Genomic DNA, 15,470 nt, shown 5'->3' with positions numbered 1-15,470 from the left:
CAGTGTTAGCTAATCTTCTGCAAAATGTGTTCAGGCCAAGGCGCTGATTTATTGGTAGTGAGATCTACCCAAACCATCGTAGCACCACCAATCGCAGCCTCTTCTTCAGGCGAAGTGGTTAAAGACATGCTGGTATAGACATCCATACTGGTTCTACCGATAGCACCAATCGATGTTTTGAGGATCAATTCACCTGGGTAAGAGAGTTGTTTATAGAAGTTACAAAAACCATTCATCATCAACATCGACTCACGCCCAGGGGCTACTTGATAACCCATTGAAGTAATCCATTCAACACGCGCTTGCTCCATATACCGAAAGTACACAGTGTTGTTAACATGTCCATAAGTATCCATGTCACCCCAACGAATGGGCATGATCATTTCATGAACAAGCTTTCGCTCCTCTGGGATGGCGATGCGCATTGTGATGCAGTACTGTGGATTTATTTCACTTGCAATGCAAGTTGATATAAATTGGTTGATCGAGCACCTGATCGGCAAAATGCAAGAACTGGACTAGGCATCGTGTTTAACAAACGTGCCATCTCTCTCACTTGCTCAACAGTCATCGCGCTAGGCACCACTGGCAAGTAGGCGTATTGCAAGCCTAATTTTTCTGCTTCAGCTTGAATATCAGCATTCTTTGGCTGATCAGGACCGCCTTCGCCGTCAGGACGATTATTGATGACGCTTTTATAGCCTTGCTGAGCAATTTCAGCAAGATGGCTTGGATCAATTTGACCAAGTGTGCCGAATTGATCGTTATGACAAGTAATAGGAAGACTCATGACACCCTCTTCAATTTAGAATTAACACTGTGAATAGGAGTGATTCTAAATCAGGCCGAACTAGACCGCCTGTTTATGGGCGCCAAAGAACCGGTCGCAAAGCGCCATTCCAGCCAACATCGCAAGCACAAATACCAGCGCCTTCAAGTGGCCAGCACCAAGAGCAACGATGGCTGGGCCTGGGCAAAATCCAGCAATCCCCCAGCCTGCCCCAAATATCAGACTGCCAATGATGAGAGGTTTGCTGATGTCTCGTCTTTGGGGGATATGCAAGGCGTCACCAAAAAAGGCTTCTGTTCTTTTGCTGACGACATAAAAGCCGCTGAGACCCACAATCACTGCACCCGCCATGACAAATATTAAGGATGGATCCCACGTTCCTGCTAAATCCAGAAATCCTAAGATTTTCTGTGGATTGCTCATGCCAGAAATAATCAAGCCCATCCCAAAGAGGACGCCAATGAGATATTGACTCAACAAACCGAAGTGCCTTTTCACATCAGCCTCCGATCACATGACGCAGAACAAAAACAATCAAAAAGCCAGCAGTCATAAACGAGACCGTAGCCACTAAAGAACGAGGTGATAAACGCGAGAGTCCACAAATACCATGGCCACTGGTGCAACCAGAGCCATATTGAGTGCCAAAGCCCACCAAAAGACCGGCAATAACTACCGCAAGCCAATCAGCCTCTACCTCAACAATGGGACGTATTTCAAAAAATAATGCTGCCAATAATGGAGCAGTGAGTAATCCTAAAATCAAAGCCATGCGCCATGCGCGATCGCCTGACTTGGGGCGCAAGAGACCAGAAATAATTCCGCTGATACCTAAAATTCGACCATGAAACAATACATAAAGGGCTGCTGCAACACCCAGAATTATTCCCCCTAACAAAGAAGGAATGGGTGTGAATGAGAGCCAATCAATTTGCATGTATTTTGTCTAGTCTGATTAAGCGCAAGGGTTAGGAGCATGGCGCATTTTGAGATAGCAGAGTGCTAAGTAGGCTCCAAAGATAAAACCTGGTAAAGCTAACAGAGAGCCGACTGCAAGGGTAGAGATGCCACTTAAACCCTGACCTACAGTGCAGCCTAAGGCAGTAACACCACCAAACCCCATCAATGCAGCACCAACTAAATGATTGCCAGTATCTTCGGCATCCCGAAAGGATTCAAAGCGAAAAGATTTTGTGGCTAATGAGATAAATGCTGAGCCCAAGATCATCCCCACCACTGCAACAATGCCAACCGTCAATACTTTAGAGGTATCGCTATACATCATGAGCCAGTCTAGAGAATATGCGTATGGCGCTACAAAAGATAAGCTCTCCATGCGACCAGAGTTGGTGACTAAGAACACTTCCTCAAGCGTATTGGGATCCTCAGCAACATATCCTAGATTGCCAGATATCCACCAGACTGCACAGATAGCAAGACCTACCGCTACGCCAGCGAATAGATTATTAGCAGTCCAAAATGCTTTGCTAGCAAGCGCATAAGCAATGAATGCAAAGCCGATCATGAAACCCAAAGCCAGATGAAGATGTGAGCGTGCCATTCCGAATGGAGCGCTCAGAAGACTCGGCAAATCTTGTGGAGTATTAAATGCAATGAAGATGGTATCCAAAGTATTGATCCGAATGACACCCAAAAAGCCACGCATCGTCATATAGGCAGTTAAACCTAAGACCATAAAGACGACTACAGACTTCAAATTACCGCCACCAATCCGCACTAGAGTCTTACTACCGCAACCAGACGCTAAGACCATCCCAAAGCCAAACAAAATACTGCCTACTATCGTAGAGAGCCATAAAAACTTATTGCCGGTATAAAAACTCTTCAGAGGATCAACTAGACCCAGATAAGACATTAAGGCAAAACCAATCATAGCTACACCAATGGCTAAAAACCACTGCCTTAAGCGCTCCCAGCTAGACATGATGAATACATCAGATACTGCACCCATGCTGCAAAAGCCAGTCTTTTGCATCACTGCACCAAGCAAAAAAGTAATAGCAAAAGTCGCCCAAAGGACTGACTTGCTTAATGAATTGATATCGACAACATCCATAGCGACTATATAAAAAGTTAAGGTTTGAATTTATAAAACTGTTGATTGAGATAGGCAACAACATCAGCCTCATCTTCAGGAAAAAGATCTAGGCGAAGCTCGGTATTACAAAGGCCCACCATCTTCTTCAAATTGGCCATCGACTTCACCTTGCCATCGCTGCGCGTATAAATCATGTCGCCATTACTAAAACCGGATTTCTTGGCATGACAGGCATAGCATTTTTGCTGATCAATAGTTTTACCGTTTGCCAAATCGGGTGCAGCAAATACTGGTGCACTCACTAGTACACTCAGAGCTACTACTGAGAGGGTTTGGATAAAAATCAATTTCATTACAAATCAAGGATTTAGAATTAATCCTCTATTTTAAGGCCCAATAGCCAAAATTGCCCTACTCCGCCTGGATCGACAGATAAACGTTATAGGCATTCATGCGGTTGGCAGCTCTATATAAGGGCATTCCTTCATATTCTGACCAATCAGTCTGTTGATACGCCTCCTCAAAAGGATCCATATTGATAGCGGCCTTAGCCATTGAGTCCCGCAGATACTTCAAATAGTTTTTTGTAAAAGCAATGTCTTCCTTGGGCTTAACTGAAAAGCCGCCATGGCCTGGAATCACAACATTGGGATTGAGTTTAGCAATCTCATCTAAGGCAATTAACCAACCTTTGCTATCAGCATTGCCCACAAATGGAATACGGCCCCGAAAGACGAGATCGCCAGCAAAGAGGGCTTTTTCTGAGGGAACATACACCATCAAATCCTCTGGGGCATGCGCAGGACCGACTCGACTAATCAAAAATTCCACCCCACCAATGTTCAATTTAGATTGTTTATCAATCCAAACATCTGCCGATATCAACTGAGTATTTGTATTCACCCAAGGTGCAAAGTCAATCCTGGAGGCAATCAAACGTTGCTTCGCTGTCTCAGAAGAGAGATAGTTTCTGCCCTCACCTTGGGCATAGATCTTGGCGCCAATCTTTTTAAATTCTTGCAAGCCATAAATATGGTCGGCATGGTAGTGACTCACAATCACTGCCACCACTTTTTGCTTGGTCACTTTCTTAATCTCAGCAATGAGCTTTTGCGCCAAGATCGGCGAGCCCAATGCATCCATCACTACTACACCACCTGGCGTAACCACAAAGCCCGCATTAGAAATAAAGTTCTGATTGGCACTACTACCCATTTCCGCAAAACCCTGCACAAAATAAGTATGGGGAGCCACCTGAATGGGTTTTAACTGAACTGTATCGGCAGGCCTTCCCTGCCCAAAGGCTAGGCCACAAAAGACAAAGGATCCCAAAAGGATCCTTAGAAATCTTTTAAGACACTTCATGCGGCGGCTTAAGGCTTGATGTAGGCAAAGCCATCTTTATATTGAAGATCTGCAACCCGCACGACACCGGATGGTGTGAAATCAGCATCCAAAGTAAATTGATCTTTCTTTAGGTTACGATTTTTCAGGGTAATTTCACAAACTTCAAATTTGACGCCTCGAGACTTCAATGCTCCGACTAGTGGTGCATAGTCTGTACTACTCTTTTTGTCTTTAGCTCCTTCCATTAACAAATCAACGCCATTGGCATGCGTCACCACAACAATGCTTGTCTGTGGCGATACATCTAAATGATTGCGAATATTGCGCAAGCCTTTTAAACCTTGAGCTTCAGCATCATCAATGTGATACACCACTTTAGTTGAGCCGGTTGATTGGGCTTGGGCCATTGATGTAAAGCCAATAGAGATCAATGATGCAAAAATCAGGGTAAGAATTTTTTTCATTGCAAAAGCTTTCAAGATTAAATTTAGATCGATGCCATACCGGGGTTATTCGAAACACCCTTAATGACAGGTTCATTGAGCTTCACTGCTTTGACAACTTTCACGTCACGTAAATGACGTTCCATGACATCCCAAATTGGTTCGCCACCAGTATTTTTTGCTTCTTCGCTCACCGGTGCCCAACCAGCAACTTTATATGTCTTATTGGCTTCGATGGGTTTGCCATGAAGTCGCATATCGGTAATACGCTTACCTGCACTTTGAGCAGGATCAATCGTGTATTGCATGCCGCCAACCCGCACCATATCGCCACCTTGCTGGTAATACGGGTCAGGATTAAATAAATTATCCGCAACATCTTCGAGAATGGTTTTTATAGTCTCACCAGTCATATTAGTGACAGTAGTGTATGGATAAGTAATGGCTGTTTGATCAAGCAAGTTCTCGCGGGTGATCGGCTGGCCTGGCAACAGACTGGTACCCCAACGGAAGCCTGGTGAGAAAGCAATCTCTGCATTCTTCTGCGCCATGAGGCCATCCAAAATCAGCTGGTCAAAGCTACCGTTGAAATTACCGCGACGATATAAAAGACCTTCTGTGGTAGCTAACTTTTCACCTAACTTCGCTTCGTATGGAGCTCTCACCTTAGCAATTAACTTATTCATGGCTGGATCAACAGGAATCATATTGGAGAAGATGGGAAGCAACTTGTAACGGAAATCAACTGGCTTGCCACCCTTCACATCAAAATCTAAGACACCCAAGAATTTGCTATTTGAGCCAGCGTTAGTCACTAGAGTGATGCCGCCAGCATTCTTCACCTTGACTGGAATAGGAACGCCATCATGGGTATGGCCACCTAAAATGGCATCCAAGCCCCGCACTCGGGATGCCATCTTCAGGTCCACATCCATACCATTATGGGATAGAAGAACCACAACCTTGGCGCCTTTTGATCTCACTTCATCAATCGTCTTTTGCATATTCTCTTCTTGAATACCAAAGGTCCAATCAGGAGTGAAGTAGCGAGGGTTTGCAATTGGTGTATATGGGAACGCTTGGCCAATGATGGCAACTTGTATTCCATTCTGTACTTTCATGACATAGGGATTAAATACTATGTCGCCAAAGTCCGCTGTCTTGATGTTTTGTGCAATGAAAGAAACCTTACCTTTGAAGTCACCATTGACAATTTCCATCACGCGCTTCTCACCTAAGGTCATCTCCCAATGCGGCGTCATCACATCAACACCCAAGGCAAGGGCAGCATCCACCATATCCTGACCATTCGTCCAGAGTGCAGTACCAGAGCCTTGCCAAGTATCCCCACCATCGAGCAGTAGCGCTCCTGGGCGAGTGGCTTTCATTTGTTTAATCAAGCTAGCCATATGAGCAAAGCCACCCATCTTGCCGTAGTTTTGCGCAGCAGCCACATAATCTAAATAGGTGAACGCATAAGCATCACGAGTACCTGGGGCAATACCATTCGCTTTTAAGAAGTATTCACCAACTAAATGTGGAGTCTTGCCTTCTTGAGTGCCAATACCAAGATTCACATTGGGTTCACGGAAATAGATTGGCAACAACTGCGCATGGCAATCTGTGAAATGCAGAAAATGGACATTACCAAATTTAGGTAGATCGTAAAATTTTTGGGCAGCGGTTTGTGCATTCACAAAATTGGACTGCAAACTCATCCCGCCAGCAGATGCAATCGCCAAAGCTTGCAAAAAATCGCGACGACTTAAAGACATAAAGTTCCCCTTGCAAAAACAGGCCTGTCGGCCTGTTCTTTATTTTTTCTATTGACTTACTGATTGACTGGAGAGGCAGGATCCAGCAGTAAAGCCATCACATCCTGAATTTGCTGCTCATTTAAAAGCTTGAAGTGGGCGAAACGCGGCATATTGCTGCATGCGTTATAGGCCTTAGAGTTATTGATGCGATTCCAGGTATAGGTCACCACTTCAGGTGAGTAGCCACGGAGCTTGCCGTAGTTCCAGAGAGTGGGTCCAATCGTTCCATAAGAAATCTCTTTCTTGTCGATCTGGTGACAGTTGTAGCAACCACCACCGACTGGGGTATCTGCTTTATCTGTCCAAGTTGCGCCACGACCACTCTGGGCAATCGCTTCACCCTTCTTCCAATCGCCAATATATTTACCGTCAGAAGGCTGCTTGATTGAATCCATGTTCATCCTCTGAATCTTCTCGCGCATTTTTTCGCCTTGCTTGCTGGTCGAGAAAACAGGATCAGAACAGAACTTTTGGGTTGCATCTTGATCAATGCGATCCAAGCCAGCGATACCATCTGCTCTAAAGCCATCCTTCATCATCTTATTGAATTTAGGATCATTCGCTTGCTGAGCGATTGCAAAGTCTTGCATGCTGAATGCTGCTACTGCAAAAGTAGTAATAGCTAAGAGGGATTTGATGTTCTTCATATTCATATTCTCTGTCTCTTATCCATTAACGCTTCAAACCAGGAGTTTCAACTGTTCCACCATTGGCATTCTTTGCCATATACATCGACAAAGCTACAGTCAAATCAGAGCCATAAATCGGGAATGGGAAACGCTGCTGACGATAGCAATCGTTCAAACGCTGTTGCATGGTCCAAAACTGTCCGCTTGAGACGCGATATGCTGGCCAATAGCCCCAACCCAAAGCAGCACCCTTTTGTGTAGTGATGTTGGGTAGGTCTTGCAAGCGAATCCGCTTACCATCCTCACCGTGACAAGACGCGCAGGAAAAATCCATGGGACCACCCTGGAAATAGAATGCACGCTTACCAAGCTCATACATTTCTTTTTCTTTAGGATGATTCGTGCTCACTTTAATCTTGTCACCCTTAGATAAAGTGACTACGTAAGCCACAATCGCCTCCATATCCTTCTTAGGTCCCTTTTGAAAGGGGGCATCAACTATTTCTTGCAGGTCACGACCCTGTAGCTTTTGCATACACGTCATCAAGCGTGACTCAAGATCTTGAACTTTATTAGTATCTTTGAAGTAGCGTGGCAGTTGTGCTGCTGCACCTTTCACAACTCCAGGCCCTAGACCTAAATCACACTTCTCAAGTGTGGCGTTTTTAGGACCGGCTGGTTTTTTCCATAACTCTTCACCCGCAGCTTCATACAGCTCGGAAGGATTTCCATCTGCAATCATCTCGCGATACTTTGCAATATCATCTGTTGCATTTTGCGCATACGACGAAGATGAAATTGACAAGATTGTTGCCAATACTCCTGAGGCTAAGCCTAAGGTGAATTTACGCTGCATTTATTACCCTTTCAAAACTATAAAGGTGGCAAAGATGTTTGGCATTAAGAAGCAGTTGCTTCATCGGTGCGCTTGTCACCTTTGCTATCAACCCAACTCACTACAATCTTGTCGCCTTTGGCACCTTTGTATTTGAAGTTCAAAAATGGATCCTTAGAAACTGCTGGACCAAATTGACCATTCAATACATCTTTACCATTTGCTTTGACATTGATTGTGCTAATGAACCATGCAGGAATCGTTTTACCGGCAGCATCTTTACGCTGGCCAGATTCCATATCGTGCTTCATCAAAATTTTTACATCCACAATTCCACCGTTCTCAGCAGCTCTAACGCGCATTGGATCAGCCATGTTTTCCTCTTGTATCTAGTGATTCGTTAATAGTATTGATTGGGGTTTAGAGTAATTAAGCGCGGCAATTAACCGCCGCAACCACCTAATGTGACTTTTACTTCCTTAACGGCCATGCTCCACTTGCCATCCGCTTTTACCAAAGCATAGACATTGGAGGTTTGACCCATTTTGATACGAGTAGTTACAAACGGCTCAGTACCAGCAGGAATGAAGAATTGCGCAGCCAAGGAGCTTGGGTTTTTTTCAACCAAGATAGCCATTTGCTCTGCCTTGAGAGTAGTTGTAATGCCAACGGGAACTACTGCGCCATTTTCTGCAATATCAGGAGCATTCAAAGTGACGGCAGCAGATTTATCTGGGCTACCTGCGCCTAAGATTTTGAATACATCATCTAAGCTCTTGCCTTCAAAAGCGGCTTTATTCCACTCTTGCGCTTGGGCTACGCTGATAAGACCCGCAGAAGCCATCAAGCCAAAAACGGCTGAATATTTCAATAAACTGCGTCGCTGCTGATTCATAAAAACTCCTTAAATAATCTACTCTTAGTATCAAATATAGCGGTATTTCAAAAAACCCTCTGCAAAACTATTGTCCCGTAAGTACCCAGCGCACAAGTATTGCCCTATCTTCATTGGATAACTGTGGCTGTGGCGGCATCGGAATTGCTCCCCACACGCCTGAACCGCCATTTTTGACTTTAGCCATTAGCTTCTCCTGAGCCCCGTTCTGGTCTTTATATTTTGCTGCAATATCGGCAATCGATGGGCCTACTAACTTCGCATTTGACGCATGGCAAGCAAAGCAGTTTTCATTCTTAAATAATGCTGCTGGCCCTTTTGTAGATGCAGCATGGGTATCAGCGGCATGGGCCAAGCCCTCACCCGCAGAACCGGGTAACTTGTCCATTGGCGGCTTGGTTGTGTCTGCACCTCGGTATGGACCATAGAGGCGATTTTGCTCTGCAATGTTGCCATGGGCATTTCTGGCAAAGTCAGGGAGCGTAGACCCGATTTGCACAAACTTGATGCAATTGCTCATACATGAAGAACCATTCACATCTGGCTTACCATTGACGCTCCAAAAGCCATGATTTCGAGTCATGCCATTTCGGTTCGGCATCTTTTTCTGTACTTCAGCGATATTGGCATTACTCAGGACAAAATCATCCGGAACAATTTCACCCAAGCTCAAAATAAATGCAACAAGTGCATAGGTTTCATCCGGCGTTAAAGATCTGGGTGCATTCCAAGGCATGGCGCGATAGATGTAATCCCATAAAGTAGAAACGGTGGGAACTTTCATCAAGGTAGTACGCTGTGGTTGCTTACGATCTGCTAAGGACGCAACTTTGCCAGTTTTGATGTCATCTACTGTCGTTCCGCCAGCGATTGGGGTGAAGATCTCATTAGATTCCCCGAAGACGCCATGACAGCTAGCACATTTAGATTCCCAAATTGCCTGCCCTTGTTCTACAGAGCCAGATCCCTTCGGCAAACCCTTAAAGTCAGGACGAACATCAATATCCCATGCAATCACTTCTGCCGGTGTGGCATTACGGCCGATGCCTAAATACTGAGTAGCGCCTTGTGAACTTTGCGCATAGGCAAGCTGGGAAGAAAATACCGCAAGGGCTAATAGCGCTAGACGAGCAAATAATTTATCCAACTTGGACATTGCTCACCTCGCCATTGGAGTCTAATTTCCAGGACTGAATTGCATTGTTGTGATAAATCGAGCGATTACCACGTAAATCACGCAGTACTTTTATCGAAGGCTGAATATAGCCAGTATCATCCACCGCTCTAGATTGCAAGATTGCGGGCGATCCATCCCAAACCCAGTCGATATTGAAGCGGGTAATGGATTTTGTGAGGACTGGTGTTTCTAGGCGTGCAGTACGCCAGTTATTGCCACCATCAAATGACACATCAACGCGTTTAATTTTTCCTCGTCCTGACCAAGCCATACCGCTGACGTTGTAAAAACCTTTGTCGAGTAACTGCTGACCGCCAGATGGCGTGGTAATCACAGACTTGCATTCCTGAATTGAGGCATATTGGCGATGCATACCATTTGGCATCAATTCAATATAGTGAACCGCTTCATCTTTGGTATTCCAAGGCATGTCCCCTACTTCTAAACGGCGTAACCACTTCACCCAGCTAACACCCTGCACACCCGGAACTACTAGACGCAATGGGAAGCCATTTTCTGGGCGCAACATTTCGCCATTCATGCTCCAGGCTACGATCGTATCTTCCAAACAGCTCTCTAGATTAATCGTGCGAGTCATGCCAGATCCGTCACCTCCCTCAGCAAGCAGGAACTTTCCTTTTTTCAGATCTGCCCCACATTCCTCCAGCAATACCTTGAGTGGCACACCCGTAAATTCGCAACAAGAAAGCATGCCATGGGTGTACTGCACTGTTGGCACAGCGACGTTGCCCCACTCTAGGCCGGTATTAGCGCCGCACTCAATAAAGTGGGTACGGGAGACTGATGGCAGTCTCATTAAATCATTCATGGTGAACACGCGCGCATTTTTGACCATGCCATTCACCATCAAGCGATGGGTTTCTGGATTCAGGTTGTACCAACCCTGGTGATGGCGCTCAAAGTGCAAACCATTGGGAGTAATGGTTCCAAACAAACCTTGCAGCGGAGTAAATGCTACTGAGGAAGCTGCTACTCGCGTCAAACCAGGTGACTCACGTCGTATTAAATTAGCTTCATAGATTGAAGGCACACCGTAAGGCATGGTGGCGACATTTTTTCCCAAGGTGGTTTGCCACTCTTGCTTTTCCAAAATGGCAGGATCACCTTCGCCGACTGCAAAAGCCATTGGTGCGGTCAAGCCTGCTGCTGCCCCACCGACAGCCGATAGAAAGCCTTTGCGTAAAAAGCCACGACGGGTTTCATCAATACCATTGGCATTGATATCAGCAATTAAGTCCTGAGAGACAAAGTGTTCTGGCGCTTTGACTAAACGAGCTCGATGGGCAGACTTCTCCACTGCAGAGATATCTTCAGGACGCAGTTCAATTTGCTTGTTTGATATAGCATCTTTTTCTGTCATTAATGAATACCTTCAGCAATCTTGGCACACACTGATTGGCACATATCTACGGTTGCGTTATCTGCTATTGAGTAATAGACGGTTACGCCTTCTTTACGCCGGAGCAAAATGCCTGCTTTGTGTAATGCCAAAAGATGTCTTGAAACATTGGCCTGACTTGAACCGCACAATTCGATCACTTCAGAGACCGATTTTTCCCCGCTACAAACTGCATACATGATCCGCAGGCGAGAAGGCTCTGATAGCACGTTGAAATAAGCGGCTACCTTTAAAAATACCGCCTCCATTTGCTTTGGAGTTAGGTTCTTTGTCGCTTTTTGAGCTCTGGCTTTCATGCGGTCTATTAATATGAATATATGCGTATAAAAGCATATTTAACGCTTATATCCACCCTATTTATATAGTGAGATACCCTAAGAGCGTCTGACGATACAATCCAGCGATGGACATGGAAGCACTCATCCTCTCATTAAAGCTAGCTATTTGGACTTTGGTCCTCATTCTTCCTTTTGGAGTTTGGGTAGCACATCATCTGCAAAGTATGGGTAAGGCTAGGTCATGGATTGAGGCCGCTCTAGCTCTTCCTCTGGTTCTGCCACCAACTGTTTTAGGCTACTATCTTCTAGTTGGCCTGAGTGGCAAAAGTATCTTGGGTATTCCTCTGGTGTTTTCATTCACTGGAATTTTGATTGCCTCACTGATTGTTAACTTGCCTTTTGCCATTCAACCAATCCAGCGCGCGTTTGAGGCAATTAATCCAGAAATTCGGGAAGCAGCTCAAGTGAGCGGTCTCTCTCAGTGGCAAATCTTTCGCCTCATTGAATTACCTTTAGCTTGGCGCGGCATTACCAGTGCAGCCGTGCTGACTTTTGCCCATACCCTTGGTGAATTCGGTGTCATCCTGATGGTCGGTGGCGCCATTCCAGGAGAAACTAAAACTGTTTCGATTGCCATTTACGACAAAGTCCAAAGTTTTGATACCGTTGGCGCTGGCGCACTCTCATTCATCTTGCTAGCCACTTCGCTAATTGCCATTGCCATTTCATATGGCGTGTTTGGTCGTCACCCCTCGCGCACTAAAGAGTGGAGAAGCTGATGTTCAAAATTAAGCTCTCTCAGACCACGCCTAACCCTTTGCAACTCAGTCTCGAATGCGTCCCCGGAGAACTCCATGCCTTGGTCGGACCATCAGGTAGCGGCAAGACAACCGCCTTAAGAACTATTGCTGGCCTTAATAATGCTGAAACGGGAAAAATCGAATGTGGCGGCGAAATCTGGTTTGAAGCCAATGAAGTGAAGGGCATTACTACCTCACTCAGCCCTGCCCAACGCTCTTGCGGATTCTTATTCCAGCAGTACGCCCTCTTTCCACATTTATCTGCGCTCGAGAATGTCTGCATACCACTATATAACTCGGTGGCTGATCTTACGGAGCGTAAAGTACAAGCACAACGATGGCTGAACCGCATGGGTATTGGTGATTTAGCCATTCGCATGCCCAATCAACTCTCTGGCGGTCAGCAACAACGGGTGGCATTAGCAAGAGCCTTGGCAAGATCACCCAAGATCTTATTATTAGATGAACCTTTTTCTGCGGTAGATGCGCCAACACGCCAAGGTCTCTATAAAACCTTAGCTGAACTGCGTAAAGATTTAAATATTCCGATTCTGTTGGTGACTCATGATCTTCGCGAAGCCGATTTATTAGCAGATCGTATTACTGTCATCGACCAAGGTGTTGGACTGCAGACTGCTCGACCTCAGGTTCTTTTTGAGAGACCTAGAAATTCTCGCGTTGCAGAGCTAGTAGGCATCAATAATAAGTTTGAAGGCGTATTTACTGAAGGCAAACTGACTTGGAGTGGATGTAATCAGATATTTAATGTGGTTGATAAGGGCAAGATCCCCCCGCACACTCCCGTTGCTTGGGTCATCCCTGCAGATGGCATCAGCCTTGATGCAACACCCAGTAAAACAGCAATTGAAGCCAAAGTGGAGCACATCAGTTCATTAGGTCAGATTGCCGTCATTCAACTACGCACACTCGCAGGCAATCATGTCATTACTTGGGAAGCATCTGCTGCTGAGGTAAAACGCTTATCTTTGGAGGCTGGCAATAAGTCTTATATTGAAATTGATGGGGGCAAGATTCACATCATGCCACTGCGCCCAATCAACGACCCAAGGCGCTTCAGTAATTAGTCATTACTAAATGGGCTTCTGAGCCACCAAACCGAGTATGGCAGACATACCTGTATGTCTTGGACCTTCTGATAATGCTTTTTCGTAAGAATGAAGCTCCAGGATATTAAAGTCTTGAGCTAAATCGCGAATCAGCTCTTCTGTATAGAGATGTTCTATCAATGATGGGCCACCCGTTTTATATTCCAACTGCTTAGGTGTGTAACCCTGCAGAATAAAGAGGCTACCTGGCTTCAGAGTCTCGTAAGTCTTTTGAAAGATCCGCTTACGCATTGCCGGATCAGCAAACTGAATAAAGATTCCGATGACAGCATCATAAGTATTAGCATGCCATATAAAGCTATCAGTATCGGAGAATACATATTCAACTTCTACCTGATTATCTTTAGCAAACTGTTTTGCTTTAGCTAGCGCAATATCCGATGCATCAAAGCCAACCACCTGCATACCTTGCTTTGCCAGCCAGACACCATTGCGACCCTCGCCATCAGCAATACAAAGCACCTTGTCACCAGTCTTGAGATACTGATTTGCCTTTTCAACAAGGTACTCATTCGGCTCTTTTCCAAAGATGAACTCTTCTTTATCAAAGCGCTCATTCCAGAACTGGGTTGCATCAGCAAAGCTCATGAGAATCGAATACCTTACTTCTTCAAGCCGCCAACAAGATCGCTTTTAAGATCGTTGATATTCTCAAGGCCTACTGCAATACGCACTAAGCCATCTGTAATTCCTGCAACTTTGCGAGCCTCTGGCGTTACACGGCAATGTGTTGTCGTCGCTGGATGAGTAATCGTGGTACGGGTATCGCCCAAGTTAGCCGTAATAGAGCAAAGCTTGGTTTGATTGATTAGGTTGAAAGCCGCTTTTTTTCCGCCCTTGAGAACAAAGGAGAGAATAGCCCCACCCGTTTTTTGTTGGCGCATTGCCAAAGCATGTTGCGGATGTGATTTAAGGCCTGGATGGTAGACGCGCTCCACACCAGGCTGTTTCTCGAGCCATTGCGCTAATGCAAGGGCATTCTCGCTCTGCTGCTTCATACGAAGCTCAAGTGTCTCCAGACCTTTGAGAAACACCCAAGCATTAAAAGCAGACAGTGTTGGTCCTGCGGTTCGAACGTATGGGAATACCTTACCCATAACAAAATCTTTGCTGCCCACAATCGCACCGCCAACCACTCTACCCTGACCATCTAAATACTTGGTTGCTGAATGAATCACGACATCAGCACCTAAAGCCAATGGCTTTTGGAGAGCTGGTGTGCAAAAACAGTTATCTACCGCAAATAAGGCTTTTGCTTTCTTGGCAATCTTAGAAATCGCTTTGATATCGGCAATCTCAGTCAAAGGATTTGATGGGGTCTCAAGATAAAACAGTTTGGTGTTTGGCTGGACAGCAGCTTGCCATGACTTGGTATCTGCCAAATCAACATATGTAGTGGTAATTCCAAAGCGACTGAGGATGTTAGTGAACAACTGAATCGTTGCACCAAAGACAGAACGTGAGCAAACTACATGATCGCCCGCTTGCAAATGCGCCATCGCCATCGTCAAAATGGCAGACATACCAGAAGCAGTTGCAATGCAAGCTTCACCACCTTCTAAAGCGGCCAAGCGATCTTGGAACATACTGACAGTTGGATTGGTAAAGCGTGAATAGATAAAACCTTGGTCCGCATGGGCAAAGCCATCAGCCGCTAACTCAGCACTATCAAAACAGAAACTGGAAGTCAGAAACATGGCCTCTGAATGCTCTTGATATTCAGCTGTGCGACGAGTACCAGCGCGGACCGCTAAGGTCTCGAGCGCTAGCTTAGAAAAATCAGGTTTTTTGCGGGTAGGTTTGCTCTTCATACTGCTATTTTGACACCGAATTGCAGAATTGCCTCGAGTGAG

The 15,470-nt window shown here is 45.5% G+C and carries 20 protein-coding genes; 2 read left to right on the top strand and 18 right to left on the bottom strand.

The window, feature by feature from the left end:
* Positions 1–5: 5 nt before the first annotated feature.
* The 16 genes from VC178_RS07925 to VC178_RS07850 all read right to left on the bottom strand — a co-directional run bounded on the left by VC178_RS07925 (position 6) and on the right by VC178_RS07850 (position 11,708).
* The gene (locus VC178_RS07925; RefSeq protein ID WP_215294760.1) at positions 6–425 is read right to left on the bottom strand and encodes an acyl-CoA thioesterase; all 420 of its coding nucleotides are present in this window, start codon (positions 423–425) and stop codon (positions 6–8) included.
* A gap of 20 nt (positions 426–445) precedes the next feature.
* Positions 446–790, bottom strand: a complete 345-nt coding sequence (locus VC178_RS07920) for a TIGR01244 family sulfur transferase (RefSeq protein ID WP_215318038.1) — start codon at positions 788–790, stop codon at positions 446–448.
* Positions 791–850: 60 nt separating this feature from the next.
* Positions 851–1,288 (bottom strand): DUF6691 family protein, encoded by a 438-nt coding sequence (locus VC178_RS07915; RefSeq protein ID WP_323482139.1) that lies wholly within the window; start codon positions 1,286–1,288, stop codon positions 851–853.
* 1 nt (position 1,289) lies between these two features.
* Positions 1,290–1,727: a YeeE/YedE family protein gene (locus VC178_RS07910; protein ID WP_216176518.1), complete on the bottom strand. Its 438-nt coding sequence runs from the start codon at positions 1,725–1,727 to the stop codon at positions 1,290–1,292.
* An 18-nt stretch (positions 1,728–1,745) separates the two neighbouring features.
* Complete coding sequence (locus tag VC178_RS07905) at positions 1,746–2,867, bottom strand: YeeE/YedE family protein (RefSeq protein WP_323482138.1); 1,122 nt, start codon at positions 2,865–2,867, stop codon at positions 1,746–1,748.
* 17 nt (positions 2,868–2,884) lie between these two features.
* A complete protein-coding gene (locus VC178_RS07900; RefSeq protein WP_323482137.1) occupies positions 2,885–3,202 on the bottom strand; it encodes a hypothetical protein in 318 nt (105 codons plus the stop codon).
* 58 nt (positions 3,203–3,260) lie between these two features.
* Entirely contained in the window at positions 3,261–4,181 is a 921-nt protein-coding gene (locus VC178_RS07895) for an MBL fold metallo-hydrolase (RefSeq protein ID WP_323482136.1), read from the bottom strand.
* A 41-nt stretch (positions 4,182–4,222) separates the two neighbouring features.
* Complete coding sequence (locus tag VC178_RS07890) at positions 4,223–4,660, bottom strand: DsrE family protein (RefSeq protein WP_323482135.1); 438 nt, start codon at positions 4,658–4,660, stop codon at positions 4,223–4,225.
* 23 nt (positions 4,661–4,683) lie between these two features.
* Positions 4,684–6,414, bottom strand: a complete 1,731-nt coding sequence (gene soxB, locus VC178_RS07885) for a thiosulfohydrolase SoxB (RefSeq protein ID WP_323482134.1) — start codon at positions 6,412–6,414, stop codon at positions 4,684–4,686.
* A 56-nt stretch (positions 6,415–6,470) separates the two neighbouring features.
* Positions 6,471–7,109, bottom strand: coding sequence for a sulfur oxidation c-type cytochrome SoxX (gene soxX / locus VC178_RS07880; RefSeq protein ID WP_416350545.1), 639 nt, complete (start codon positions 7,107–7,109; stop codon positions 6,471–6,473).
* A 19-nt stretch (positions 7,110–7,128) separates the two neighbouring features.
* Entirely contained in the window at positions 7,129–7,941 is an 813-nt protein-coding gene (gene soxA / locus VC178_RS07875; protein ID WP_215294779.1) for a sulfur oxidation c-type cytochrome SoxA, read from the bottom strand.
* Positions 7,942–7,985: 44 nt separating this feature from the next.
* Positions 7,986–8,294: a thiosulfate oxidation carrier complex protein SoxZ gene (soxZ, locus tag VC178_RS07870; RefSeq protein WP_087909856.1), complete on the bottom strand. Its 309-nt coding sequence runs from the start codon at positions 8,292–8,294 to the stop codon at positions 7,986–7,988.
* Between the two features lie 68 nt (positions 8,295–8,362).
* On the bottom strand, positions 8,363–8,815 hold the full coding sequence (soxY, locus tag VC178_RS07865; protein WP_215294781.1) for a thiosulfate oxidation carrier protein SoxY: 453 nt from the start codon (positions 8,813–8,815) through the stop codon (positions 8,363–8,365).
* 67 nt (positions 8,816–8,882) lie between these two features.
* On the bottom strand, positions 8,883–9,971 hold the full coding sequence (locus VC178_RS07860) for a c-type cytochrome (protein WP_323482132.1): 1,089 nt from the start codon (positions 9,969–9,971) through the stop codon (positions 8,883–8,885).
* A complete protein-coding gene (soxC, locus tag VC178_RS07855; RefSeq protein ID WP_416350548.1) occupies positions 9,955–11,310 on the bottom strand; it encodes a sulfite dehydrogenase in 1,356 nt (451 codons plus the stop codon). The genes VC178_RS07860 and soxC overlap by 17 nt, the downstream gene beginning before the upstream one ends.
* A 62-nt stretch (positions 11,311–11,372) precedes the next feature.
* The gene (locus tag VC178_RS07850; protein ID WP_215318057.1) at positions 11,373–11,708 is read right to left on the bottom strand and encodes an ArsR/SmtB family transcription factor; all 336 of its coding nucleotides are present in this window, start codon (positions 11,706–11,708) and stop codon (positions 11,373–11,375) included.
* 107 nt (positions 11,709–11,815) lie between these two features.
* On the opposite strand from VC178_RS07850, the gene modB reads away from it, so the two are divergent.
* Both modB and VC178_RS07840 read left to right on the top strand, forming a co-directional pair.
* A complete protein-coding gene (gene modB, locus VC178_RS07845; protein WP_216176534.1) occupies positions 11,816–12,469 on the top strand; it encodes a molybdate ABC transporter permease subunit in 654 nt (217 codons plus the stop codon).
* Positions 12,469–13,575, top strand: coding sequence for an ABC transporter ATP-binding protein (locus VC178_RS07840; protein ID WP_323482130.1), 1,107 nt, complete (start codon positions 12,469–12,471; stop codon positions 13,573–13,575). The genes modB and VC178_RS07840 overlap by 1 nt, the downstream gene beginning before the upstream one ends.
* Positions 13,576–13,581: 6 nt before the next feature.
* Here the strand turns inward: VC178_RS07840 and VC178_RS07835 are convergent, their stop codons facing one another.
* Positions 13,582–14,205 (bottom strand): class I SAM-dependent methyltransferase, encoded by a 624-nt coding sequence (locus VC178_RS07835; protein WP_323482129.1) that lies wholly within the window; start codon positions 14,203–14,205, stop codon positions 13,582–13,584.
* A 14-nt stretch (positions 14,206–14,219) separates the two neighbouring features.
* Entirely contained in the window at positions 14,220–15,428 is a 1,209-nt protein-coding gene (locus VC178_RS07830) for an O-succinylhomoserine sulfhydrylase (RefSeq protein WP_215294795.1), read from the bottom strand.
* Between the last annotated feature and the right edge of the window lie 42 nt (positions 15,429–15,470).

The organism is Polynucleobacter sp. AP-Sanab-80-C2 (genome assembly GCF_035012965.1).
Lineage (GTDB): Bacteria > Pseudomonadota > Gammaproteobacteria > Burkholderiales > Burkholderiaceae > Polynucleobacter.
The sequence above is the reverse complement of the archived record's forward strand: the minus strand, read 5'-3'. Positions and strand labels throughout refer to the sequence as shown.